The organism is Cytobacillus kochii, assembly GCF_044790165.1.
Classification (GTDB): Bacteria; Bacillota; Bacilli; order Bacillales; family Cytobacillaceae; genus Cytobacillus; species Cytobacillus kochii.
Genome location: NZ_CP085254.1, coordinates 3,592,342 through 3,615,379 on the forward strand (window position 1 = coordinate 3,592,342; position 23,038 = coordinate 3,615,379).

General features: G+C 36.2%; 21 protein-coding genes. 9 read left to right on the plus strand and 12 right to left on the minus strand.

All coding sequences use genetic code 11. From position 1 onward, the window contains the following. Positions 1 to 62: 62 nt before the first annotated feature. Entirely contained in the window at positions 63 to 404 is a 342-nt protein-coding gene (locus LG276_RS18250) for a hypothetical protein (RefSeq protein WP_251162504.1), read from the plus strand. A 214-nt stretch (positions 405 to 618) separates the two neighbouring features. Here LG276_RS18250 and LG276_RS18255 read toward each other — a convergent pair whose 3' ends face one another. Continuing rightward, entirely contained in the window at positions 619 to 1,092 is a 474-nt protein-coding gene (locus tag LG276_RS18255; protein ID WP_224938840.1) for an S-ribosylhomocysteine lyase, read from the minus strand. A gap of 152 nt (positions 1,093 to 1,244) precedes the next feature. Here LG276_RS18255 and yidD point away from each other — a divergent pair, with 152 nt between their 5' ends. Next, positions 1,245 to 1,487 carry a membrane protein insertion efficiency factor YidD gene (gene yidD, locus LG276_RS18260; RefSeq protein WP_095372152.1) on the plus strand — a complete coding sequence of 81 codons (243 nt, stop codon included), beginning with the start codon at positions 1,245 to 1,247 and terminating at the stop codon, positions 1,485 to 1,487. 1 nt (position 1,488) lies between these two features. Here the strand turns inward: yidD and LG276_RS18265 are convergent, their stop codons facing one another. Beyond that, positions 1,489 to 2,052 carry a carbonic anhydrase gene (locus LG276_RS18265; RefSeq protein ID WP_224938841.1) on the minus strand — a complete coding sequence of 188 codons (564 nt, stop codon included), beginning with the start codon at positions 2,050 to 2,052 and terminating at the stop codon, positions 1,489 to 1,491. Between the two features lie 211 nt (positions 2,053 to 2,263). Between LG276_RS18265 and LG276_RS18270 the strand changes: the two genes are divergently transcribed. The 5 genes from LG276_RS18270 to LG276_RS18290 all read left to right on the plus strand — a co-directional run bounded on the left by LG276_RS18270 (position 2,264) and on the right by LG276_RS18290 (position 5,910). Further along, positions 2,264 to 3,232 carry a metal ABC transporter solute-binding protein, Zn/Mn family gene (locus LG276_RS18270; protein ID WP_251162503.1) on the plus strand — a complete coding sequence of 323 codons (969 nt, stop codon included), beginning with the start codon at positions 2,264 to 2,266 and terminating at the stop codon, positions 3,230 to 3,232. 257 nt (positions 3,233 to 3,489) lie between these two features. Next, positions 3,490 to 3,639, plus strand: coding sequence for a DUF1540 domain-containing protein (locus LG276_RS18275; protein WP_095372149.1), 150 nt, complete (start codon positions 3,490 to 3,492; stop codon positions 3,637 to 3,639). Between the two features lie 318 nt (positions 3,640 to 3,957). Further along, the gene (gene rsgA, locus LG276_RS18280; RefSeq protein WP_251162502.1) at positions 3,958 to 4,950 is read left to right on the plus strand and encodes a ribosome small subunit-dependent GTPase A; all 993 of its coding nucleotides are present in this window, start codon (positions 3,958 to 3,960) and stop codon (positions 4,948 to 4,950) included. After that, positions 4,943 to 5,395 carry a GNAT family N-acetyltransferase gene (locus tag LG276_RS18285; protein ID WP_224938844.1) on the plus strand — a complete coding sequence of 151 codons (453 nt, stop codon included), beginning with the start codon at positions 4,943 to 4,945 and terminating at the stop codon, positions 5,393 to 5,395. The genes rsgA and LG276_RS18285 overlap by 8 nt, the downstream gene beginning before the upstream one ends. Before the next feature lie 38 nt (positions 5,396 to 5,433). Continuing rightward, complete coding sequence (locus LG276_RS18290; protein WP_224938845.1) at positions 5,434 to 5,910, plus strand: DinB family protein; 477 nt, start codon at positions 5,434 to 5,436, stop codon at positions 5,908 to 5,910. A gap of 31 nt (positions 5,911 to 5,941) precedes the next feature. Here LG276_RS18290 and LG276_RS18295 read toward each other — a convergent pair whose 3' ends face one another. The 5 genes from LG276_RS18295 to LG276_RS18315 all read right to left on the minus strand — a co-directional run bounded on the left by LG276_RS18295 (position 5,942) and on the right by LG276_RS18315 (position 12,431). Further along, positions 5,942 to 7,429, minus strand: coding sequence for an o-succinylbenzoate--CoA ligase (locus LG276_RS18295; protein WP_251162501.1), 1,488 nt, complete (start codon positions 7,427 to 7,429; stop codon positions 5,942 to 5,944). Between the two features lie 100 nt (positions 7,430 to 7,529). Continuing rightward, the gene (gene menB / locus LG276_RS18300) at positions 7,530 to 8,351 is read right to left on the minus strand and encodes a 1,4-dihydroxy-2-naphthoyl-CoA synthase (RefSeq protein WP_095372144.1); all 822 of its coding nucleotides are present in this window, start codon (positions 8,349 to 8,351) and stop codon (positions 7,530 to 7,532) included. Positions 8,352 to 8,461: 110 nt separating this feature from the next. After that, positions 8,462 to 9,277: a 2-succinyl-6-hydroxy-2,4-cyclohexadiene-1-carboxylate synthase gene (gene menH / locus LG276_RS18305; protein WP_251162500.1), complete on the minus strand. Its 816-nt coding sequence runs from the start codon at positions 9,275 to 9,277 to the stop codon at positions 8,462 to 8,464. Continuing rightward, positions 9,277 to 11,028, minus strand: coding sequence for a 2-succinyl-5-enolpyruvyl-6-hydroxy-3-cyclohexene-1-carboxylic-acid synthase (gene menD / locus LG276_RS18310; protein WP_251162499.1), 1,752 nt, complete (start codon positions 11,026 to 11,028; stop codon positions 9,277 to 9,279). The genes menH and menD overlap by 1 nt, the downstream gene beginning before the upstream one ends. Further along, positions 11,025 to 12,431 carry an isochorismate synthase MenF gene (locus LG276_RS18315; RefSeq protein WP_251162498.1) on the minus strand — a complete coding sequence of 469 codons (1,407 nt, stop codon included), beginning with the start codon at positions 12,429 to 12,431 and terminating at the stop codon, positions 11,025 to 11,027. Before LG276_RS18315 ends, menD begins: the two co-directional genes overlap by 4 nt. Positions 12,432 to 12,690: 259 nt before the next feature. Here LG276_RS18315 and LG276_RS18320 point away from each other — a divergent pair, with 259 nt between their 5' ends. Together LG276_RS18320 and LG276_RS18325 are read left to right on the plus strand one after the other, a co-directional pair. Beyond that, the gene (locus tag LG276_RS18320; protein WP_224938850.1) at positions 12,691 to 13,620 is read left to right on the plus strand and encodes a 1,4-dihydroxy-2-naphthoate polyprenyltransferase; all 930 of its coding nucleotides are present in this window, start codon (positions 12,691 to 12,693) and stop codon (positions 13,618 to 13,620) included. Positions 13,621 to 13,944: 324 nt separating this feature from the next. Then, complete coding sequence (locus tag LG276_RS18325; protein ID WP_251162497.1) at positions 13,945 to 14,811, plus strand: dimethylarginine dimethylaminohydrolase family protein; 867 nt, start codon at positions 13,945 to 13,947, stop codon at positions 14,809 to 14,811. Between the two features lie 149 nt (positions 14,812 to 14,960). Here the strand turns inward: LG276_RS18325 and LG276_RS18330 are convergent, their stop codons facing one another. The 5 genes from LG276_RS18330 to glgB are packed head-to-tail and all read right to left on the minus strand — an operon-like array spanning position 14,961 to position 22,876. Further along, positions 14,961 to 17,348 (minus strand): glycogen/starch/alpha-glucan phosphorylase, encoded by a 2,388-nt coding sequence (locus LG276_RS18330; protein WP_251162496.1) that lies wholly within the window; start codon positions 17,346 to 17,348, stop codon positions 14,961 to 14,963. Next, positions 17,338 to 18,789 (minus strand): glycogen synthase GlgA, encoded by a 1,452-nt coding sequence (glgA, locus tag LG276_RS18335; RefSeq protein WP_251162495.1) that lies wholly within the window; start codon positions 18,787 to 18,789, stop codon positions 17,338 to 17,340. Before glgA ends, LG276_RS18330 begins: the two co-directional genes overlap by 11 nt. Beyond that, complete coding sequence (locus LG276_RS18340) at positions 18,786 to 19,814, minus strand: sugar phosphate nucleotidyltransferase (protein ID WP_095372137.1); 1,029 nt, start codon at positions 19,812 to 19,814, stop codon at positions 18,786 to 18,788. The genes glgA and LG276_RS18340 overlap by 4 nt, the downstream gene beginning before the upstream one ends. Positions 19,815 to 19,851: 37 nt before the next feature. Further along, positions 19,852 to 20,994, minus strand: coding sequence for a glucose-1-phosphate adenylyltransferase (locus LG276_RS18345; protein ID WP_251162494.1), 1,143 nt, complete (start codon positions 20,992 to 20,994; stop codon positions 19,852 to 19,854). Continuing rightward, positions 20,987 to 22,876 carry a 1,4-alpha-glucan branching enzyme gene (glgB, locus tag LG276_RS18350; protein WP_251162493.1) on the minus strand — a complete coding sequence of 630 codons (1,890 nt, stop codon included), beginning with the start codon at positions 22,874 to 22,876 and terminating at the stop codon, positions 20,987 to 20,989. Before glgB ends, LG276_RS18345 begins: the two co-directional genes overlap by 8 nt. Positions 22,877 to 23,038 lie beyond the last annotated feature (162 nt).

The window sequence follows — 23,038 nt, forward strand, 5'->3', positions numbered from 1 at the left end:
ATAGATTTATGGACATCGATAACATAAAATAGAAATATATGGATAAAAAAGGAGCCATGTTGATGAAGATAAAGTTTTGGACTATTTTCCTCATTACCTTTGCCATCGAAACAGGTATCACTTATTTTCTCTCTTCTCAGTTTTCTGTTCGCTTTATTGAAGTCATGTTCTTTACGGGCATTGTATTTCTTATCACAAGCATTTACTTTTCTGGAGGGCTCTCTTACATCAAGGAGCAACAAGATGCCAAAACTCATGCAGAAACGGGCTTTACACCATTTGTAGAACCACCAACTATATTTAGAAGAGGACCATTCTTTATCACTTCCCTCACTTTTTTTCTTATCGGACTTATATTCTACATCTTATTGCTAACTGAAATTATTCCTCCAGTTTCTCTATAAAATCTAGATAAATTTTAATAAAAAATAAAGGTGGAAGGGAAATGACCTGTAATAACTGGAGTGGATATTCTTTTATACGAGTGACAGATTTAATTTCTCTTCGTCCTTTAGATTTAAAATGGCTCTTGGTTCAGAGAAGGTTTATACTTTCTGTTTGAAATCACTTCAGTAAAAATAAAAAACCTTCCATCAAAAAAGATGGAAGGAGAACTATTTAAGCAAATACTTGCTTTAATTCTTCTTTTGATTGAGAAAGCCAATATTTCATTAACTTCTTTGCACCTTCTAGGTCATGTAGCTTCGCTTGACCACATTGTTTTTCATTTGCTGCTGGTATTTCTTCAATTGTTACAGCATCCTTCATTGTTGCATCTAAAAGGTCGATAATTTCTTCCACTGTCGGCTCGCCACTTACAACTAAATAGTAGCCAGTCTGACAACCCATTGGCGAGATATCAATAATATCAAAATGATCATATTTCTCTGCGTGTGTTCGAATGTTAAACGCAAGTAAATGTTCAAGTGTGTGAATAGAATCTGGCTTCATGGCCGCTTTGTTTGGTTGACAGAAACGAATATCATATTTATTAATCTTTCCGTCTGTTCCTACTTTATGCACGCCACAATGTCTCACATATGGAGCTTTGACAGCGTTATGGTCTAATTCAAAACTTTCAACTGATGGCATAAAATACACTCCTTTATCATCATTGCCTTCATTATACTATAATATCCGACTAATTTCATCAACTTTAAATACATAGTCAATGATTTGGACTTTTCACCCTATTATATGATATCTTGGTGCTAAAAGAGCAACTTTTTCAAAGGAAGGTTCATATGTTACAAAAAATCATGCTTGGATTTTTTAAATTCTATCAAGTAGCCATTTCACCCATCAAGCCACCTACTTGTCGTTTTTATCCTACTTGTTCCAATTATGGATTAGAGGCCGTTAAACGGTTTGGTGCAATCAAGGGCGGATATTTGACCATCAAACGAATCTTAAAATGTCACCCATTCCATCCTGGTGGAGTTGATTTCGTGCCAGAAGAATGGCCAACTCGCAAACAAAGCAAGTAACTTATTTCCTCTCGTATCCATCCACTACTAAGTCCAGTTTGCCTGTACTAGGATCGATGACAAGACCATGTACTGGTACTGCTGGAATCAACGGGTGGTTCTTAATCATATCCACACTGTGTGAGACACTGTCCTCTACTTTATTAAAGCCTTCTAACCAGCTCTCAATATCAATCCCAGAATAATTCAAAGTAGAAATTGTTTCTTCTGAAATGCCTCTTTCCTTCATATTTTCAATCATTGCATTGGCATTCATTCCACTCATCCCACAATCATGGTGGCCGATAACTAATACTTCGTCTGCTTTTAATTGATACAGCGCAACGAGAATACTTCTCATAATACTGCCAAACGGATGACTTACAAGTGCCCCTGCTGTTTTGACGATTTTTATATCACCATTTTTTACATTTAAGGCTTTCGGTAATAGTTCCACTAATCTTGTATCCATACATGTTAAAATAACCATTCGTTTGTTTGGATATTTCGTTGTGGCATATTCACGATATTGCTCTGTTTCCACAAACTCCTTATTAAATGCTAATACCTCTTGTAAAAGACTCATTTTTTTCATCTCCACTACGTATATTGTTAAATATGTGTTAAATCGCTTGCTCTTCCTTTATGATACAAAATAGTATCCATTTTAACAAATTTTATACTTGATTTTTGGATTTAGTTTTTGTATGATTACATATGTGAATCGGAATGATTACGGATTAATACAAGAAATAAATCGTAACAAATACGATTTGATACATTAAGGGGAGAAACCTATGAAGAAATTATTTATTTTACTTATTCCTTTTATTTTCATATTTGCTGCATGCTCAAATTCAACAGCGAGTGACAAGGGGACAACACAATCATCAGAAGAAGTGTTAACTGTTTATACGACAGTCTACCCATTACAATATTTCACAGAAAGAATCGGTGGAGACCTTGTTGATGTAAAAACTGTTTACCCTCCCGGTTCTGATGAACATACTTACGAACCTTCACAAAAGGACATGATTAAAATGGCCGATTCTGATTTATTTATCTATTTGGGCCTTGGTTTAGAAGGATTTGTTGATCAAGCGAAAGATATCTTAAGTAATGAAGGCGTTAAAATGATTGCCGCTGGGGAACATCTTGCAATAGAAAACACAGAGCAGCACGAACACGATGATCATGAACATGAACACGAACATGAACACGACCATGATGGTCACGATCATGGCGATGTTGACCCACATGTTTGGATCGATCCAGTATACGGACAGCAATTAGCAGAGGAAATCAAAACACAATTAATTACTGCCCTTCCAGAGCATGAAGAAGAATTTACTGCAAACTTTGATCAACTAAATGAAGAACTTAATAAATTAAATGATAAATTTACTTCAATGGTTGAAAATGCAGATAAAAACAAATTCATCGTTTCTCATGCAGCCTATGGTTATTGGGAATCGCGTTATGGATTAGAACAAATAAGTGTGGCCGGGCTTAGCACATCTAGTGAACCCTCCCAAAAACAATTACAGAATATTATTCAAACAGCAAATGAAAATACATTAGACACGATTTATTTCGAACAAAATGTTAGCTCTAAATTAACTGAAATCGTTCAATCTGAAATCGGTGCCGAGAGCTTACAGCTTCATAATCTTGCTGTCTTAACTGAAGCAGATATTAATGAAGGAGAAAACTATTTTACATTAATGGAAAGAAATATTGATAACCTGGAAAAAGGTTTAAACTAACTAATCGTAGGACCAGAGCAAATGAATGCTTTGGTTCTTATTTTTTCTTTAAGAAATCGTATATAGGTTCCGGACTAATAAAGCACATCTGATGGGCATCTCAAGCTTTACAATTGAATCAGAAAAGTCGTTAGTGATAATTAGTTTACTCTCCCTTTATTTGAAAAAACTTATGATTATATCATCAGCCAATTATGGTAAGAATAGTGATGATGGCGAAATCCATCTGAAGATTTTTCTAAAAGGAAGTGAAAATGATGGCAAAAGATGTATTATGTGAAGTCAATAATTGTACTTTCTGGGAAAAAGGCAATCTATGTGGTGCTGATCAAATTTATGTAGTCAGCCATCGAGACCAGGCATCTACGAGCAAGGAAACTGACTGTAAAACGTTTGAACCTCAATAAGAAATAGCCTATAGACGCTTTTATATGTAATTTCCGTACATATAAAGGCGTCTTCCTTTTTCTAAAAAAAATAATTATTGCTATTTTTCAAATAGCATTATATACTAAAGCTACTAAATATTGAAAGTGGGTGAGCATGATGAATCTAATTAACTTTTTCATACCGAAGCAATTAAAGTTTTCATATTTATCATGCTCATTGGAAATAGGTTAATACCCTATTATTCATTTCTTTCATTTATGTGCGGATAAACCTTATGATCCTTTAATTGCGGGTCATAAGGTTTTTTATTTATCACAAAAATGGAGGAAATGAATTTGAAAAAAAACCATGAAAAACAACTCATCGGGCGAATTGCTATCGCTTATAACCATATATACAAAATATTGACAAAAGAGCAAACTTTTTTACCCGCTAGCCTCCCTGGCAATTATCACTTTCATGTTCAACATGAGGCGGACTATCCAACGGTTGGTGATTGGGTTGTCTTTCACCAATTACCAAATGAAGATAAAGCAATGATCAAAGAAGTTTTACCACGAACGAGCAAGTTTTCAAGAAAAACTGCCGGTGTTGCTGTGAAGGAACAAATTATCGCTACCAACATTGATTATTTATTCATTGTTACAAGCATGAATGAAGATTTTAATATAGCAAGAATCGAGCGCTATTTAGTAGCAGCACAACATTCTGGAGCTTTACCGATTATTGTCTTAACAAAAGCTGATCTTTGTGAAGATAAAGGATGGATTTTAGATCAATTATTACTACTTGGCGTCGACTTCACAATGGTTAGCATGTTTCAACCCGAATCTGTAGAGGTCATCAAAGATTACTTAATTGGAGGCAAAACTGGTACATTTGTGGGATCATCAGGTGTCGGAAAATCTACACTTATTAACTTACTAACGAATGAGGATCGGATGAAGGTGGGCAATATTCGTGAAGATGATCAGAAAGGTCGTCACACCACAACCCATAGAGAATTAATTCAATTAGGTGATGGATATATCATCGATACCCCAGGAATGCGTGAATTTCAACTTTGGGAAGATGATATAAATTTAGGGGAGAGCTTTACAGATATTCAAGCACTAAGTGAGCAATGTAAATTTAGAAACTGCTCTCATCATAAAGAAGTGGGTTGTGCCGTACAACAAGCAATTGTTGAGGGTAAAATAACTGAGAAGAGGCTTAGTAGCTACTTTAAACTAGAACGAGAGTTAATCATGCTCGAAAAACGCCGTGCGAAACAAGAAAAGAAACGTATAAAAACAACGAATAAGAAAAAGAGTGCACGTTATGAGTGACATTCATTTAACTGCAATCACAAAAGAGAATTGGTATGAAGTGGCATCATTACATGTTACAACAGAGCAGAGTAAATTTGTGGAAAGTAATGCTATCTCTATCATTCAACAACAGTATGAACCTTCTTTACAAACCTATGCGATTACAGTAAATCAGCAAATCATTGGCTTTGTTATGTATAACCGTCAGCTAGAAGAACTGAATGGTTATTGGATTTATCGTATTATGATTTGCGATAGTCATCAACAAAAGGGATATGCCAAGCAAGCATTAAAACTTATCATGACAGAAATGAAACAATTAGCTAGAAAACCCCTTATTATTGCAGGTATTCATCGTGAGAATCATGCTAGTATTGCTCTGTTTAAAGCGGTGGGCTTTATTGATAGTGGACATCATTTTGGCAAAGAAACGGCTTATATTTTGCCCATAAACGAATACTAGCTTTTGCATAAAGTAAACATTCATTAGGAGGAAGATGAATGACTGAGGCGAGAGAAGTATTATTAGATCAGTTAGCCGCAAATGCAGATGATCCTAGTTGGTATACCCCCTTCTTGCAAACGGTTGATGAAATTAGTGAAGAAGAAGCGTTTATAAAGCCAAACGATAAAAGTCACAGCATAGCCGAAATAACACAACATCTCATTTACTGGAATGAAGTTTGGCATATTCGCTTTAAAGAAAAAAATGTTGGGGCAGTTCAACGAATCGAAAATAATGATTGGAGCTTTTTCGTTCCTAAAGGAAAAAGCTTTTCAGATTTAAAAGCTTCACTCTTAGTTAAGTTAAAACACTGGCAAAAACTCCTAACAACCAATGAATTATTGGATCAACATGTCGAAGGGTTTCCTGTTACAGCCCAGTGGTGGGCAATCATTGCCAATGTCACTTCACACAACGCTTACCATATAGGGCAGATAGCTTATTTGAAGAAATTAATAAAGTCATCTCATTAGAAAATCCGAACAATCGTTCGGATTTTCTCCTTTAAAATACTTGTACCATTTTTCTTAGTTCTCTTCGCAAGATTTTTTTAGCAGCGTTTCTTGGAATTTCATCGACAATAAAGAATCTCTTCGGAATTTTGTACTTCGCTAATTTTTCTTGGCAATATTCCTCGAGCTCTTTATGAGAAACTTCTGCATTTTTCTTGATTACAACAAATGCTACCGGCACTTCTCCCCAGGTGGAATCTTTCATACCTATCACACCTGTATCATCAACAGCTGGATGAGCTGAAACAATTCCTTCTACTTCAGCAGGATACACATTTTCTCCACCTGAAATAATCAAATCAGAGCGACGGTCAAGCACATAAAGAAAGCCATCTTCATCTAGAAGGCCAATATCCCCTGTTGCTAACCAACCTTGTTGAATTTTTTCAGCAGTTGCCTCATCTTTTCCTAAATAACCACTTGTTACATTCGGCCCTTTAACAAAAATTTCACCCGATTCATTCGCCTCTGCCACTTCACCAGTCTCTCGACATATCTTTACTTGAGAAGGAAATAAGGCTTTACCAGCCGAACCTAACTTTTTAATACTATCCTCAGGTGATAATGTTACGATTTGTGAGGATGTCTCTGTCATCCCATATGTTTGATAAACCGGGATACCACAAGAAACGGAATCTTCTAATAGTGCACGCGATGCCGGTCCCCCTCCAAGTAACATACAGCGAAATGAATCGTGCAACGGCTGCTGTTGCAAACGTTCTACCATTTTCTTCAACATCGTACTGACCGCAGACATAATGGTCACTTTTTGCTCACGGATCAGTGTAATCGTTTTATCCGCATCGAAACTATCAAGTAGTACAATCTTATGACCATATATGAGTCCTCTCATAAGAATGGAGAAACCGCTTATATGAAATAACGGGACAGCACATAACCAAACATCATCATCCCTTAGTCCAAGGTTTAAACTTGAGCCAACAGCACTCCATAAGTGATTACCGTAAGTTTGCATTACACCTTTTGGATGACCAGTCGTGCCTGACGTGTACATAATTGTACAAATATGATCTAATTGGACTTCACTTACTATCATAGGCTCCTCGTAATCATCATCCATGATTTCCTCTTTCACAAGTAAACAAAGGGATGATACTTCCATTTCAACATCAGATCTAACTTTTTTAAAAGCCTCTTCAGTAATAAAAAAGACAGACTCCGAATCCTGTAGTTGCCAAATAATTTCTTTACTCGTTAGTCTACTGTTTAATATTACCGCTTTAACGCCAAGAAGTTGCAAAGCGAATAAAATGAAAACCGATTGAAGATTATTCTTAAGCAGTACACCGACGAATTGTGATTGCTTTACTCCTTTTGCTGATAAGATACCAGCCCACCGATATGCTTCATGATAAACGGTTTCAAAAGTATAACTTTTTCCTTCGTAATAAAATGCTTCTCTTTTCGGTGTAGATAAAAACCGTTTATAAATAAAATTTTGCATCTCTTTATTAGACAAAACAGACACCTTCTTTAATATAGTCACAACGAATCCTAAAAAGAAACAATGGCAAAACAGCTTGATGGTTATCCCATCAAGCTGCTCATTTATCATTTCATTAAGGGAAACGTGGGAATTGTCCAAAGTCCGGATCACGTTTTTCTTTAAATGCGTCTCTTCCTTCTTTTGCTTCATCAGAAGTATAGTAAAGAAGGGTTGCATCCCCAGCAAACTGTTGAAGGCCTGCTAGACCATCTGTATCTGCATTAAATGCAGCTTTTAAGAAACGAATCGCAGTTGGACTTTTTGATAGAATTTCTTCACACCATTGAATCGTTTCCTCTTCTACTTTTTCAAGTGGCACTACTGTATTAACTAGTCCCATATCTAAAGCTTCTTGTGCGTTATATTGACGGCATAAGAACCAAATCTCACGCGCTTTCTTATGGCCTACAAGACGTGCCAAGTAACCAGAACCATAACCAGCATCAAAGCTACCAACTTTAGGGCCTGTTTGACCAAATACAGCATTATCTGCAGCAATTGTTAAATCACAAACAACGTGAAGAACATGTCCACCACCGATAGCATAACCTTTTACCATTGCAATGACAGGTTTCGGAATGACACGAATTAATCGTTGTAAGTCCAGTACGTTCAAACGAGGAATCTGGTCATCTCCAACATATCCGCCATGTCCACGGACTTTTTGGTCCCCACCAGAACAGAAAGCTTTATCCCCTGCTCCTGTAAGAACGATTACACCTACATTAGAATCATCTCGTGCGTATGCAAATGCATCCATTAATTCCATTACAGTTTTTGGTGTGAACGCATTATGTACGTGCGGACGGTTAATTGTAATTTTAGCAATACCGTTATATGTTTCATATAGAATTTCTTCATACTTACGGCCTGCTACCCATTCTACTGCTGACATTTCGAATTCCTCCTTCTATATTACTAATTCAATTTGTAGTTTTAAATAGTGCTTCCTATCATATTTTAGCAATAATTGACGAAAAACACACCTTTTTTCATCATTTTCTTCTAATAGGTTGATGTTTCCAATAAAAATTTCTCTATTTCATCCACATACTGTAAAGGTTTTTCAAGGTGAACAGTATGGCCTGATTTTTCAATCGTTTGATGTGTAGCACGCTGAATACGCATAGACATTTCTTCACCAATCGTACAAAACTTTTGATCGATTGAACCGGTCAAAATAAGGACTGGCATCTGAAACTTAGCTATCAATGTCCACCAACTAGGTTGCGCACCAGTACCCATCCCAATAAGACTGTTTATTAACCCTTGGGGGTTATTTCTCAGACGTTGCGTACGTACCTGCTCTCTCTTATGTGCTGTTAATTTCTTTTGACTTGCGAACAAAGGAATATTTTCCCAATAATTCACAAATCCCTCTATTTCTTTATCTTTAATCAATTGACAGATTTTCATATCATTTATCATACGTTTTTCTCTATCTTCAATAGAGTTAATTCCTGGTGTTGTACTCTCAAGGATCAGGCGATGGACCTTTTCTGGAAAAAGCAGAGCAAAGGTAATGGCTAAACGCCCCCCCATTGAATAGCCAATTACATCAACTTTACTTATCTTCATAAGGTTTATTAAATGTGCAAGCATAGCCGCTTGCTCTTCAATCTGATAATGAGAAATATCTTCCGGTGATTCTGACTGTCCGTGACCAATAATATCCGGTGCAATGATTGTTCGATCAGATATTATTTCTGAATAAAATCGCCAACCGTTGCTATTACCTGTAAATCCATGAAGTGCCATGATTGGTTCACCATTACCGAAAGTTTCGACATGATATTTCACGTTATTGTAGAAAAAGTCCATTACTCTTCGTCCTTTATTCTCTTATCTATTTCCCGGGAAACAGATTCCCACAAATTCCGATGCTCTTTTACATTATTTTCTCTATTGGTCATAACCTCAATTACCTTTAAATGAGATGTCTCCGTCGCAATTGCTTCCGAGAACTGCTGCCAATCTTCCACCTTTATATAATCTCCACCAAACATTGTTACACTGTGTGAGAAATCTATGTTCAATGGCGTACCAAATAATAATTCAAAATGCTTCGGGTGTTCTGATTGTGGTAAGAAAGAGAAGATACCTCCGCCATTATTATTAATAACAATAATCGTAATAGGAATATGGTAGAGTTTACTAGCAATCAACCCATTCAAGTCGTGGAAAAAGGTCAAATCTCCAACAATTAAGTAAAGTGGTTGTGTATGCATTGCCACGCCTAGCGCTGTGGAAATTGTGCCGTCAATACCATTTGCTCCTCTATTACCTATAATCCTCATAGATTTGTTATTAACAAAATAAAAGCTATCTAAATCCCGAATGGGCATGCTATTCCCAACGAAAACCGTAGACTCTTCAGGCAGTAACTGACCTAATTGGGCAAATATCTTTCCCTCATTGAGTTGTTCAATCTCCAACACTTTTACCATTTCTTTTTTTGCCACTTCATTAACGTCCTGCCATAAAGTAAGATAGCCATTCTCTTTAATAGCAAAAGCATTGGCACGAAGAATCAGTTCTTCACAAAATTGTTTCTCATCACAATAAATCATATCTGTTGATAACAATGAGGGATCTCTGAAGCCTCCTCCACCATCGACAATTAATTGACGCGTTTCTGGATATTGCTTCATAAACAGTAACAACGGTTTCGATACTGGCATCGCCCCAAAACGAATGATTAATTCAGGTTGCAACTCAACTTTCGCTGTCCCACTTTTCAAAATGGCATCATATGCATCAATGATTTGGCTTTGTTCATGGCGTCCACTGCGTAATTGTGAAAGTGGATCAGCAATAATCGGAAATTGTAGTGCCTTTCCAAGTTCAACAATCTTATGTGAAAGGTCCGCATCATCCATAGGTCCGCAGATAATCATTCCTTTATTATATGTTGAAACAGTTTGCGCAATAGTATCAAATTGGGCATCATCCACTGTTAAAATAGATGATGACACTGTCATATACTTTTCTTCTCTAGAAGAGCTAAGGAAAATCTCCGGATCGTTTAGGTCAGGGATGAGCGGTTCCCTAAACGGAAAATTCATATGAACAGGACCTTCTGGATTCCTCTTCGCAGTAGCAACAGCTCTTACAGCAGCCGTACGGACATAATTAATCATCGAAGGCCCATTTTCAGGTGGTGCCATTTCTGCAAACCATTTGACATGTTTTCCGTACATTTGAATTTGGTCGATAGCTTGTGGCGCGCCTATATCTCTTAGTTCATGAGGGCGGTCTGCAGTAAAGACAAGTAGAGGTACTCGAGAGTAAAAGGCTTCGATTATCGCAGGATAGTAATTTGCTGCTGCAGTACCCGAAGTACATAAAATGGCGACTGGACGTTTTGTTCCTTTGGCTATTCCAAGAGCAAAGAAAGCTGCCGAACGTTCATCAACATGGATATGGACTTGAAGATCTGGGTGCTCAGCCATTACCATAGCCATGGGCGTAGAACGAGATCCAGGACTGACGACCACATCTTCTACCCCATTTTTTACTAGCTCAGAAATGAAAGCCGCAATGTATTTAGTTAAAGCCTGTTGATGGCTCATTTCAGTTCCCCTCCAAGCGCTGATAACATTGGTCTAAACTTAATTTTCGTTTCCTGATATTCACTTTCAACTTCAGAATCTTTCACAACGCCACAGCCAGCAAAGATCGAAGCCTCATTATCTTGTATTAATCCTGATCGCAATGCCACCGCAAAATCTCCATTGCCTTGGTAATCAAGCCAGCCAATTGGGCTGCCATATAATCCTCTGTCCAAAATCTCTAAATCCCTAATGACTTCTATAGCTTTTTCTGTCGGAACTCCACCTAGAGCTGGTGTTGGGTGGAGTTTTTCTATAATTGCCAAGAGCGATCCTTCCTTACTAGCTGCTGCAATAACTGGCGTATAAAGATGTTGAATATCTCTTAATTTTAAAAGTTGAGGACCCTCAGGTAATTCGACTTCTGTACCTACCATTTCCATCGCTTGACGAATCATATCTACAACGTATTGATGCTCTTGGAGATTTTTTTCATCTTGTAATAATTCTCTCCCGAGAGCATCATCCTCTTCCTTTGTCTCTCCTCTTTTCATTGAGCCCGCTAAACAAGTCGTATAAAGCGTATGACCTTGTTTTTTCACTAACCGTTCTGGTGTCGCTCCAATAAAACAATCAGACCCTGACTCAAAGGCAAAGATAAAGCTGTTTTTTTGCTTGTCTAAAAGGTTTTGTAGGACGCTTTCAATTTGTACAGGATGAGCAAAAGTAAGTCTCGTTTCTCTTGCCAAAACCACTTTTTGTATAACGTTTTTTCTCATTTCATCTACTACTTGTGCGACAGCTTTCTTCCATTCCCCAGACGCCACCTCATGTTGGGCAATCACCTTGTTATTGATCCTAGTAGGTAATATTTTAGCATTTTGTAATAATTGCCTACGTTCCTCTAACATATCCTCTATGCGTTCTTCTCTATCGTTTGGATGAACAAGCATATTCGTTGTTAAAAAAGCACGACCACCAGCAATCGTGCACATATATTGCGGTAGATGAAAATCTGTATGCTTATATTGACTCCATAATTTGGTCTTTTCTTTCAGAGGATCGAAAGTGAATCCACCAAATAATGTTGGACCAATCGCGTCGATTGAGTATGAATTATGGATTATTGCATCATCAAGCAATGACTGCCACTTTTTTTGCACATAAAAAAAGCGGTCAGTAGTCTGATCCGATTGAAATAAATAGTTAATACCAACACCAGTTATTACAACCTCATTATCAGAACCTGTCCAAAAAAACCGATCACCTAGTTCTGTCTTTTTTCCTGCTCCAAAAAAAGCTAAAGGATCTATGCAATCGATCTCACAAACCTCACTAAATAAAATATCATGGTTCGTTCGTTGTGCTTTCGATAACGCTTCAATAAACCCTTCTTTAAATTCTGTGTGCTGTAAAGTAAACAAAAAAATCCCTCCAATAACAGCTACAATCAGCTGCTATTCTTCATTCATTAAAGATACACCTCTTGCTTAAATGCTGTCAATCATTCCAATCAATACACTTCCTTATTATATATTATTTTGAGTAAAATAAGCACTGTTCGTTCTTTAGTAGGAAATATCCTCCTTCGCTTCTTTCAAAATTCAATTGACACTTAATAGGACATTACCTAAACTTAAGAAAGTGATTTGTTTTATTTGACTTAATTGGAGGTACTAAAAAGTGCAAACACAACCTAATATAAACACGCCACATTCTACGAAGAAGAAATGGCAAATCTGGTGGCAATTAACACGTCCACATACATTAACAGCTGCCTTTGTTCCTGTATTACTAGGTAGCGCATTGGCTATTTATGAAACGTCGATAGATGCTGGCCTTTTTATCGCCATGATGGTTGCTAGTCTTTTCCTTCAAATTGCAACGAATATGTTCAATGAATATTATGACTTCAAACGCGGCAATGACACAGCTGAGTCTGTAGGGATTGGTGGAGCAATTGTTAGAGAAGGGATTAAACCACATGTTGTGCTTAACTCCGCTTTAGGGTTATACGGCGCTTCCATCTTGATAGGGATTTATATTTGCATGAATAGCAGTTGGTGGTTAGCAGCTGTTGGACTTCTAGGTATGGCTATTGGCTATTTATACACAGGTGGGCCATTACCAATTGCCTATACACCTTTTGGTGAAATTATTTCTGGTTTTGTTATGGGTATGTTACTTATTTTAATCTCATTTTTTATTCAAACTGGTACAGTAACTACGACAAGTGTTCTTGTGGCCATTCCTAGTCTTTTATTAGTTGGAGGTATTATGCTCTCTAATAATATACGAGACTTAGATGGGGACAAGGAATTTGGTCGAAAAACATTAGCTATTTTAATCGGACGTCCAAAAGCCGTAAAATTATTAGCAACCATGTTTATCGTTTCATATATATGGGTATTTATTTTAATTGTAATGCAAATTGTTTCACCATGGCTTGCACTCGTAGTGCTAAGTGCGCCGAAACCAATCAATGCCATTAAAGGCTTTAAAGGCAAAACAATTGCATATGAGATGGTCCCAGCAATGAAAAATACTGCCCAAACAAACACTGTATTTGGATTACTACTTTCTATAGGATTATTAATCGGATATATTCTATAAAATCAGTAGCATTTTGCTAAGCGCCTTTTACTTATAAGGCGCTTTTTCCTACTTTTTTTAGCATTCAATCTCTGCTTAGCGTACCATAAAATGATAAAATAAATGAATAATTATCGCAATTTTTCACTTATTCCAACCAACAACGGCACATCTAGAAAGCGACTAAAGTATTTGAACTAGGTCATATTATAAGAAAAGCAACAGTGAAACCTACTAATAATCAAGATAAAAACTTAATACATCCTGAATTCACCCATGTAAGATGCTAAATAGGAATAAATACAAAGGACGAAATCTCACTAAAGATTGTAAGGAGGATGAAAGATGCTGGATAGTCAGTATAAAGCACAATGTAGTACCGAGTATAGTCGTTTAAAGACTGTCGTATTATGCGAACCAAACTACATGAATATTGAGAATCAAATCAATGAAACACAAAGAAGGTATTCTGATAAAGGCTTTAATGTGGAGCAAGCCATCATTCAGCATCAACAATTCGTTGCAAAATTAAAAGATTTAGGGATTGAGGTCGTACTTTTACCTCCAGGTAAAAACTATCCTGAACAAGTGTTTACGCGTGACATTGGTTTCACCCTTGGGGACACTGTATTTATCGCTGCGATGGCAACGAAAATAAGACATGGTGAGGAAGATATTTTACAAGAGTGGTTAAAATCTCATAATGTATCTTATAACAACATAAAACATGGTCATGTTGAAGGTGGAGATGTCATTATCGATCAAGATACCGTTTATATTGGACAAAGTGACCGTTCCGATACGATTGGTATTCAATATTTACAATCTAAATTACCACATATGAAAGTATTACCAGTACCATTCACTAAATCCTTTTTACATTTAGACTGTATCTTTAACGTGCTGTCTCCTACAGAAGCACTCCTATATCCAGGACAAATGGATAAAAAAGTAGAAGAATATTTATATTCAAGATATGACATTATTGAGGTCTCTAAAGAAGAACAGTTCACACTAGGAACAAATGTCCTTTCTGTAGGTAATAGACAAGTATTCTCACAACCAATCAATTCACAAGTAAATCGAGCTCTGAGTCAAAGAGGCTTTGAAGTAATCGAAGTAGATATTTCTGAAATCATAAAATCCGGTGGTGCCTTCCGCTGTTGCACAATGCCCCTATTACGTTTAACAGACCCAACCTATTTTGATTGAGGGAATAGATAAGATTGGGTGAATAAGAAATTTAGACACTCTCTCCGTTTTTTCTTGCATTTATAATATATTTGTACAATTGCTTATAAGGTCCAACATAAATAAAAAGCAGAAGTGTGTATAATGAAGCACACTCCTGCTTTTTTTATCTATTTAATTCTCCATATCCCTTGGGCATATTCATTAATTGTTCGGTCGCTGGAAAAGTAACCCGATTTAGCGATATTGTTAAGGCTCATTTTCCGCCATTTCTCCTGTTTTTCATAAGCGTACCCCGCTTTTTCCTGAATATGAACATAGCTAGAGAAATCACGTAAAACAAAATATTGGTCATTTTCCATAATTAGCGAATCATAAATGGGTTCAAATTGATCAAATACATCTGGAAAGAAACCATTTCTTAACTGGTCCATTACTTGCCGGATTCGATGATCATGATGATAATATTCAGTCGCTTGATAACCACCATGAGCATAATAATGATTGACCTCATCAGAGCGTAAACCGAAGATAAAAATATTCTCATCACCTACGCGCTCATGAATTTCAACATTAGCACCATCCATCGTTCCAACAGTAATCGCACCATTCATCATGAATTTCATATTTCCAGTTCCAGATGCTTCTTTACTTGCCGTCGAAATTTGCTCACTAATGTCTGCTGCAGGAAAAACATCCTCTGCCAGTGATACCCGATAGTTCTCAAGGAAAATTACCTTAAGGTATTCATTTGTTTTAGGGTCATTATTTACCTTTTTAGCAACAGTATTAATGAGCTTTATTACCTTCTTAGCAAAATAATATCCTGGAGAAGCTTTCGCACCAAAAATGAAGGTACGGGGATGCATTTTAAAACTCTCATCTTCTTTGATTCGATTATATAAATACATGACATGAAAAATATTTAATAGTTGTCTCTTATATGCATGTAGTCTCTTTACTTGAATATCGAATATGGAATGTGTATCAATTTTTATTCCTGTTTGCGTAAAAATACGATCGGCAAGATTTTCTTTATTTGCGTGTTTAATATCAGCAAGTCTCGTTAACAAGGCTGTATCATTTTCATATTTTAATAATAATGCCATTTGTTCTGGATCGCGAATCCATTCCGCTCCTAACCTTTCTGTTATTAAATCAGCAAGCGACTGATTAGATTTAAGTAACCAGCTACGATGCGTAATGCCATTTGTTTTATTGTTAAACTTCTTAGGAAAAAATTGATAAAATGAATGCATTTCGCGATATTTTAATATCTCTGTATGGAGTGCAGCCACTCCGTTTACACTATGGCTACCTACAATAGCCAAATGAGCCATTTTTACTTGGTCATGAGCAATAATCGCCATGTTTTCAATATGCTGCCATTTGCCAGGATACTTTTCCCAAAGCTTTGCACAGAACCGTTCATTGATCTCATTTACAATCATATACATTCTTGGTAATAACGGTTGGAAAATACGAACTGGCCATTTTTCTAGTGCTTCAGATAAGGTCGTATGATTAGTGTAAGAAATTGTTTGTGTAGTTACTTCCCAGGCATCATCCCAACCAAGATTTTCTTCATCAATTAATATCCTCATTAATTCTGGAATCGCTAATACTGGATGCGTATCATTAATATGAATACTAATATATTGATGGAATTCCTTCATATCCTTATGCTGTCGTTTAAATGAGCGTATGATCGACTGAAGACTTGCACGAACTAAAAAATATTGTTGTTTTAACCTCAGTATCTTGCCTTCATCTTGCGTATCATCAGGATATAAAAACTCAGATATTGCTTCAGTCTCTTTTTTATATTTTAATACATCTTGATTGGTTGGATAACGGACTGGCTCTGCACTCCATAACCTAAGTGTATTAATCGTTTCAGTATGATACCCGACGACTGGCATATCATATGGTACTGCAGTCACTCTTTCAGCATGGATGTGTTGAAACACTTGTCTGCCATTTTCTTCACGTATATCTACTTCTCCCCAAAACGGAATTTCAACTGATAAATCTGCCTTTCTCACTTCCCAGACATGACCATTTCTTAACCATTGATCGGGTAGTTCTACTTGATATCCATCAACCACTTTTTGTTCGAATAACCCGTGCTTGTATCTAATCCCACAACCATGGCCAGGCAAATTAAGAGAAGCTAATGAGTCAAGGAAACAGGCTGCTAATCGACCTAAACCTCCATTACCTAATCCTGCATCTGATTCTACTTCCTCTAAAGAGCTTAATTCGATACCTAAATCTTGCAACCCAGCAGACACCACTTGCTCTATCCCTAAATTTAATAAGTTGTTTCGAAGTAGTCGACCTAATAAAAACTCTATCGACAAATAATAAACCTGCTTTACTTGGTCTATCCTGTAACGCTCATTGGTATTAATCCATTCCGTACTTACATACTCACGTATTAATAAGCCCAATGTATAGTAATGATCTTTTTCTGTGCTATCAGCAAAGCTTTTTCCGCATGTCATCTCTAGCTTCTTTAAAAATGCCTCTTTAAATTCTTCTGTATTAGAAAACATGGCTCTCACTCCTAGAGATCACATCTGAATATAATTGATTATATTTAAAAGCGGATTGTGCCCAACTATAATCTTTTTCCATAGCAGTTATAACTAATTGACTCCACAGTGGTTGATTCCGATAATATGCTAGTGCTCGACGATAAGTATAGAGCATATCATGTGCGTTAAAATTTTTAAAAGTGAACCCCCAGCCCTCACCTGTCTGGTCATTATAAGACTGTACGGTATCATTCAACCCTCCTGTTTCTCTTATTATAGGAATGGCACCATATTTCATCGCAATGAGTTGACCTAATCCACAAGGCTCGAACTTAGACGGCATCAAAAATAGATCAGCACCCGCATATACTTGATGCGCTACTTCTTCATTGAACCCAATATAACATTTACATTTTCCCCCGTAATTTGCTTCCATTTTTCTGAAGAAATCTTCAAACGCTATATCGCCTGTACCAATAAGAATAAATTGCACATTTTCTTGCATCATTTCATGGAATACTCTCTCTATTAAGTCCATACCTTTTTGTTTTGTTAACCTTGTGATCATAGCCACAATGGGGGTATTCCGATCTATCTTTAAATCGAATATTCTTTGTAAATATGCCTTGTTTTCCTTCTTTAATAGCCATTGCTCTGAATGAAATGCTTGATAAATCGTCGCATCTTTCTCTGGGTGATAGACGTCTTCATCAATTCCATTCAATATCCCAATTAAATGGTCATTTCTTTCCTGTAACAAACCATTTAATCCCTCACCAAAATAATCTGTTAGAATCTCATCTCTATACGTAGGACTTACAGTTGTTATTTGATCAGCTGCTACTATGGCACCTTTCATAAAATTAATACAATCATAATACTTTAATTGATCTTCACGATAATACTCAAACCCCAACCCAAACAAATCATGAATGGCATCTTTAGGGAAGACACCTTGAAAGTGTAAATTATGAATCGTAAAGACTGTTTTAATCAATTCATACCCACTTCTTTTTTGATAATGAACTCTTAATAAAAAAGGAATCATGCCTGTATGCCAATCATGGCAATGAATAATATCAGGATAATAGTCGAGCTGTGCCAGTGTTTCTAATACAGCTCTATTAAAATAAGCAAATCGCTCACCATCATCATCGTAACCATATAATTTTTCTCTCTTAAAATAGTATTCATTATCTACAAAATAAAAAGTAATATCATTTAACTCGAGCACTTCAATTCCACAATATTGATTGCGCCAGCCAACAGCGACTACGAATTCGGCTATCTTTTTTGTCTTATTCTTATATAAGGCAGGGATGTTCCCATACTTCGGTAATATTATTCTTACTTCCGTCCCTTGTTTCGTTAATTCCTTCGGTAACGAACCTGCGACATCTGCTAATCCACCTGATTTAATAAAAGGGACACATTCTGAGACGGCAAATAATACTTTCACGAATTCATCAACGCTCCTTGAATTGACCCTTTTTTAACAACAAAAGGGACCGATTGTGTGCCTGTTAAGTAGGTTCCTTCTTCTACTTTCACATCTTTATCTAAAATAACAGAATCTAATACACACCCCTCTTGAATCTCACATTTCTGCATAATCACACAGTTTCTTACTATCGTATTTTTACCGACTTTTACACCCCTAGCAATAATACTATTTTCTACTTTTCCTTCTATTTGGCAACCGTTGGCCACAATAGAATTCTTTACTTCACAACCATTTAGATATCTTGTTGGCGGTTCATCTTTTACTTTTGTATAGATTGGAAAATCTCTTAAAAATAAATTTCTCCAGACATCAGGGGTTAGTAGTTCCATGCTCGCTTGAAAATAAGATTGGACAGAATCGATAGTTACTGCCTCCCCCTTATATTCATAATGACAAATTGTGTAAGGCTGATGGATATCAGCCATAATATCACTTATGCATGTATAACCTGTTTGTCTGCGAGTTTGAATCATATCTATTAGAAGATCTTTTTTGACCAAATACATCTCTAAAGGTTGATTTAGCTGTTGAATTGACGTAATATCACAGCCAGATTGAATATGCCGCTGTAAAACTGGTGAGAAATCAATATTACAAACGGTATAGCAATTAGCAATTAATGCATAATCTTGTGAACTACGATAAAAATAATCAATGTTAGCAACAAAATGATTAAATGAACCAATCCCACTATTTGAACTATCAATCATCGGTGATGGGAAGAAGAAAAGACCATCTCTTTTTCTATCTAAATCCCAGTTCTTCCCCGATCCTAGATGATCCATCAAAGATCGGTATTGATATTTCGGAAAAATCGCCACACTCTCTATTCCTGAATTGACCATATTAGAGAGAATAAAATCTATTAGTCTATATCTTCCAGCAAAAGGAACAGCAGCTAAAGAACGATGAAGGGTTAACTCATCCAGTCCCTTATGATAAGTTGTCGCATCAATGACTCCTAATAAACGATTATTCAATCAATATCCCCCCAGTAAAAATCATACGGTTCTACATTTATGCAAAATGACAAATACTTTCTGGCGTGATTAACAATGCTTCACTTGTTTCTTTTCTTTCTTTAATTACTGTCCCATCTGGTATAACTATATTTGAAGGGACAATGACCTTTTCTAATATGACATTCTTACCAATCCTTGTATTTGGCATAACTACTGATTCTTTAATAACAGACCCTTTATCAATCGCTACACCTTGAAAGAGAACTGATTTGATTACCTCGCCTTCAATCGTACATCCTTCATTTACTAAAGATTGTTTGACCTTTGCTTGTGGAGAAATATATTGTGGAGGATGGTTAGGATTAACTGAGTAAATTCTCCAGTCTTGATCAAAAAGATTTAACTCACAATTTTCATCTAATAAATCCATATTAGCTTCCCATAGACTTTGAACTGTACCGACGTCTTTCCAATAACCATTAAAAGGATAGGCATAAAGTTTCTTATTTAACTTCAACATCTCAGGAATAATATCTTTTCCAAAATCATGGCTTGAGTCCTTATTTTGATTATCCTTTTGTAAAAACTCATTTAGTACTGACCATTTAAAGATATAAATGCCCATTGATGCTAAATTATTCTTTGCTTGCTCAGGTTTTTCTTCAAAATCTTCTATTCTCATATCTAAAGAAGTATTCATAATACCAAAACGATTTGTTTCATGCCACGGGACCTCTATAACAGAGATTGTCGCATCAGCTCCTTTACTAATATGGTAATCTAGCATTAAGTCATAGTTCATTTTGTAAATATGGTCACCTGATAAAATTAATACATATTCGGGGTTATGTTGCTCTAAATAATTGATATTTTGATAGATAGCACTTGCCGTACCTGTATACCATTTGACTTCAGAAGATTCACTGTAAGGGGGAAGTACTGTCACACCGCCATTTCTTCTATCCAAATCCCATGCGCTTCCTATGCCAATATATGAATTGAGTATTAGCGGTTGATATTGTGTTAGTACACCGACTGTATCGATACCTGAATTTGTACAATTACTAAGTGTAAAATCGATGATGCGGTATTTACCTCCAAAAGGGACAGCTGGTTTAGCAAGCTCCTTCGTCAAAGAATTAAGGCGGCTTCCTTTACCTCCAGCAAGCAGCATCGCTACACATTTCTTGTTAGCCATTTACAACATCACTCCTTTTTCTTTTTCTAACAGGACGTAAAACTGAAATACCGAATGGTGGTATCGTCATTTCGATGCTGTATGGTTTTCCATGGTAGGATTGTTTTTTTGTATTTAATACTCGTTTATTAATACAATGAGAGCCACCAAATTCATGATTATCACTATTAAACACTTCTCTATAACTCCCATTTTTAGGAACACCCATTCGAAAATTCATATATACTTGAGGGGAAAAGTTACATACAACAATTAATATTTCTTCTTCTTCTACTCCTTTACGAATAAATGAAAAAATGGATTGCTGATGGTTATTAGCATCAATCCACTCAAAACCTTCTGATCTGTGGTCCCATTCATATAATGATTTAGATCTCTTATATAACTTTATTAACTTCTTCACATAATGATTCGTTTTTGCATGCATTTCATACTGAAGTAAGTGCCAATCCAACTGTTCTTCATCTTTCCACTCGGCAAATTGTCCTAGCTCAAACCCCATAAATAACAGCTTTTTACCTGGATGTGTCATCATAAAACCTAAGAGCAAACGATATTGGGCAAATTTTTGCCAATAATCTCCTGGCATCTTGTCTAGCAGGGATTTCTTCCCATGGACAACCTCATCATGTGATAACGGTAAGAGAAAATTTTCGGAGTATGCATACATTAAAGAAAAAGTCATTTTATTATGGTGGTATTGTCGTTCATGTGGGGCTTTCTCCATATAAGATAATACATCATTCATCCACCCCATATTCCATTTATAACTGAAACCTAATCCGCCATAGTGAACAGGAGCCGTTACTTGGGGCCAATCAGTAGAATCCTCTGCCATCATCAAGATAGAGGGATCATAAGCAAACACAGCTTTATTTAATTTCTGTAAAAATTGAATACCAAATGGATTTTCCCTCTTCTCGTTATTAGGCCAAAAAATAATATTTGATACTGCATCAATTCTAAATCCATCGACATGGTATTTTTCCATCCAAAAAATAGCATTGGATATGAGGAAACTATGAACCTCTGTTTTACTTAAATTAAAATTAGCTGTACCCCAAACAAAATTTTCCCTATCAGCTTCTGTTTCGTATTCATAAACATATTCACCATCTAAACAATATAGCCCATGTTGATCTTTACAGAAATGTCCTGGTACCCAATCTAAAATAACACCAATATTATTTTGATGGCATTGATCGATAAAAAACATTAAATCTTTTGGTTCACCATATCTACTCGTAGCCGAATAATAGCCTGTTCCTTGATACCCCCATGAACGATCATAAGGGTGTTCAATTATAGGCATCAATTCAATATGTGTAAAACCATGCTCCTTTACGTAAGGAATGATTTCTTCTGCTAGTTCACTGTATGTCAATAAAAGGCCATTCCTCTTTTTCCATGTACCTAGATGCATCTCATATATCATCATAGGTTCTGAAAATGCTTTCCTTTGTTGTTTTTCCTTTTGCCAGCCTTGGTCCTTCCATTTGTAATCTTCTAAAGAATAGACAATCGAAGCAGTTCTGGGTCGTAATTCTGAACAAAAAGCAAAAGGATCAGCCTTTAAAAAAGTTTGTTCATCCTTGTTCTTAATTGCATATTTATAAATTTCTCCTGTTAAATCTCCATCTAGCTGAATTGTCCATATCCCCTCATTATTTACTTTTTCCAATGAAAAACCTTCGCCATTCCAATGATTAAAAGAGCCAACTAATGATATTGAGTAGGCATGTGGAGCATAGATAGTAAAGCAAGTAACCCAATTATCTCCTTCTTTATGACGGTGTGATCCAAACAGTTCGTATGCCTTAAATAAGCTTCCTTCATGAAACAAGTGCATTTCGAATTCAGTGGGGTATGCAGTTGTATTCATTCTAATTCATTCCACTCCTTGTATTACATTACTCTTTCTTAATTAATTCGTCTTAAGTATAAAAATCCCTTGTTAATTTTCAAATTATTTCGACATCTAATGACAGATAATATAACATCCAAAAGTGTTAGCCACATAAAAAAGAAGCTGTCAACATAAGTT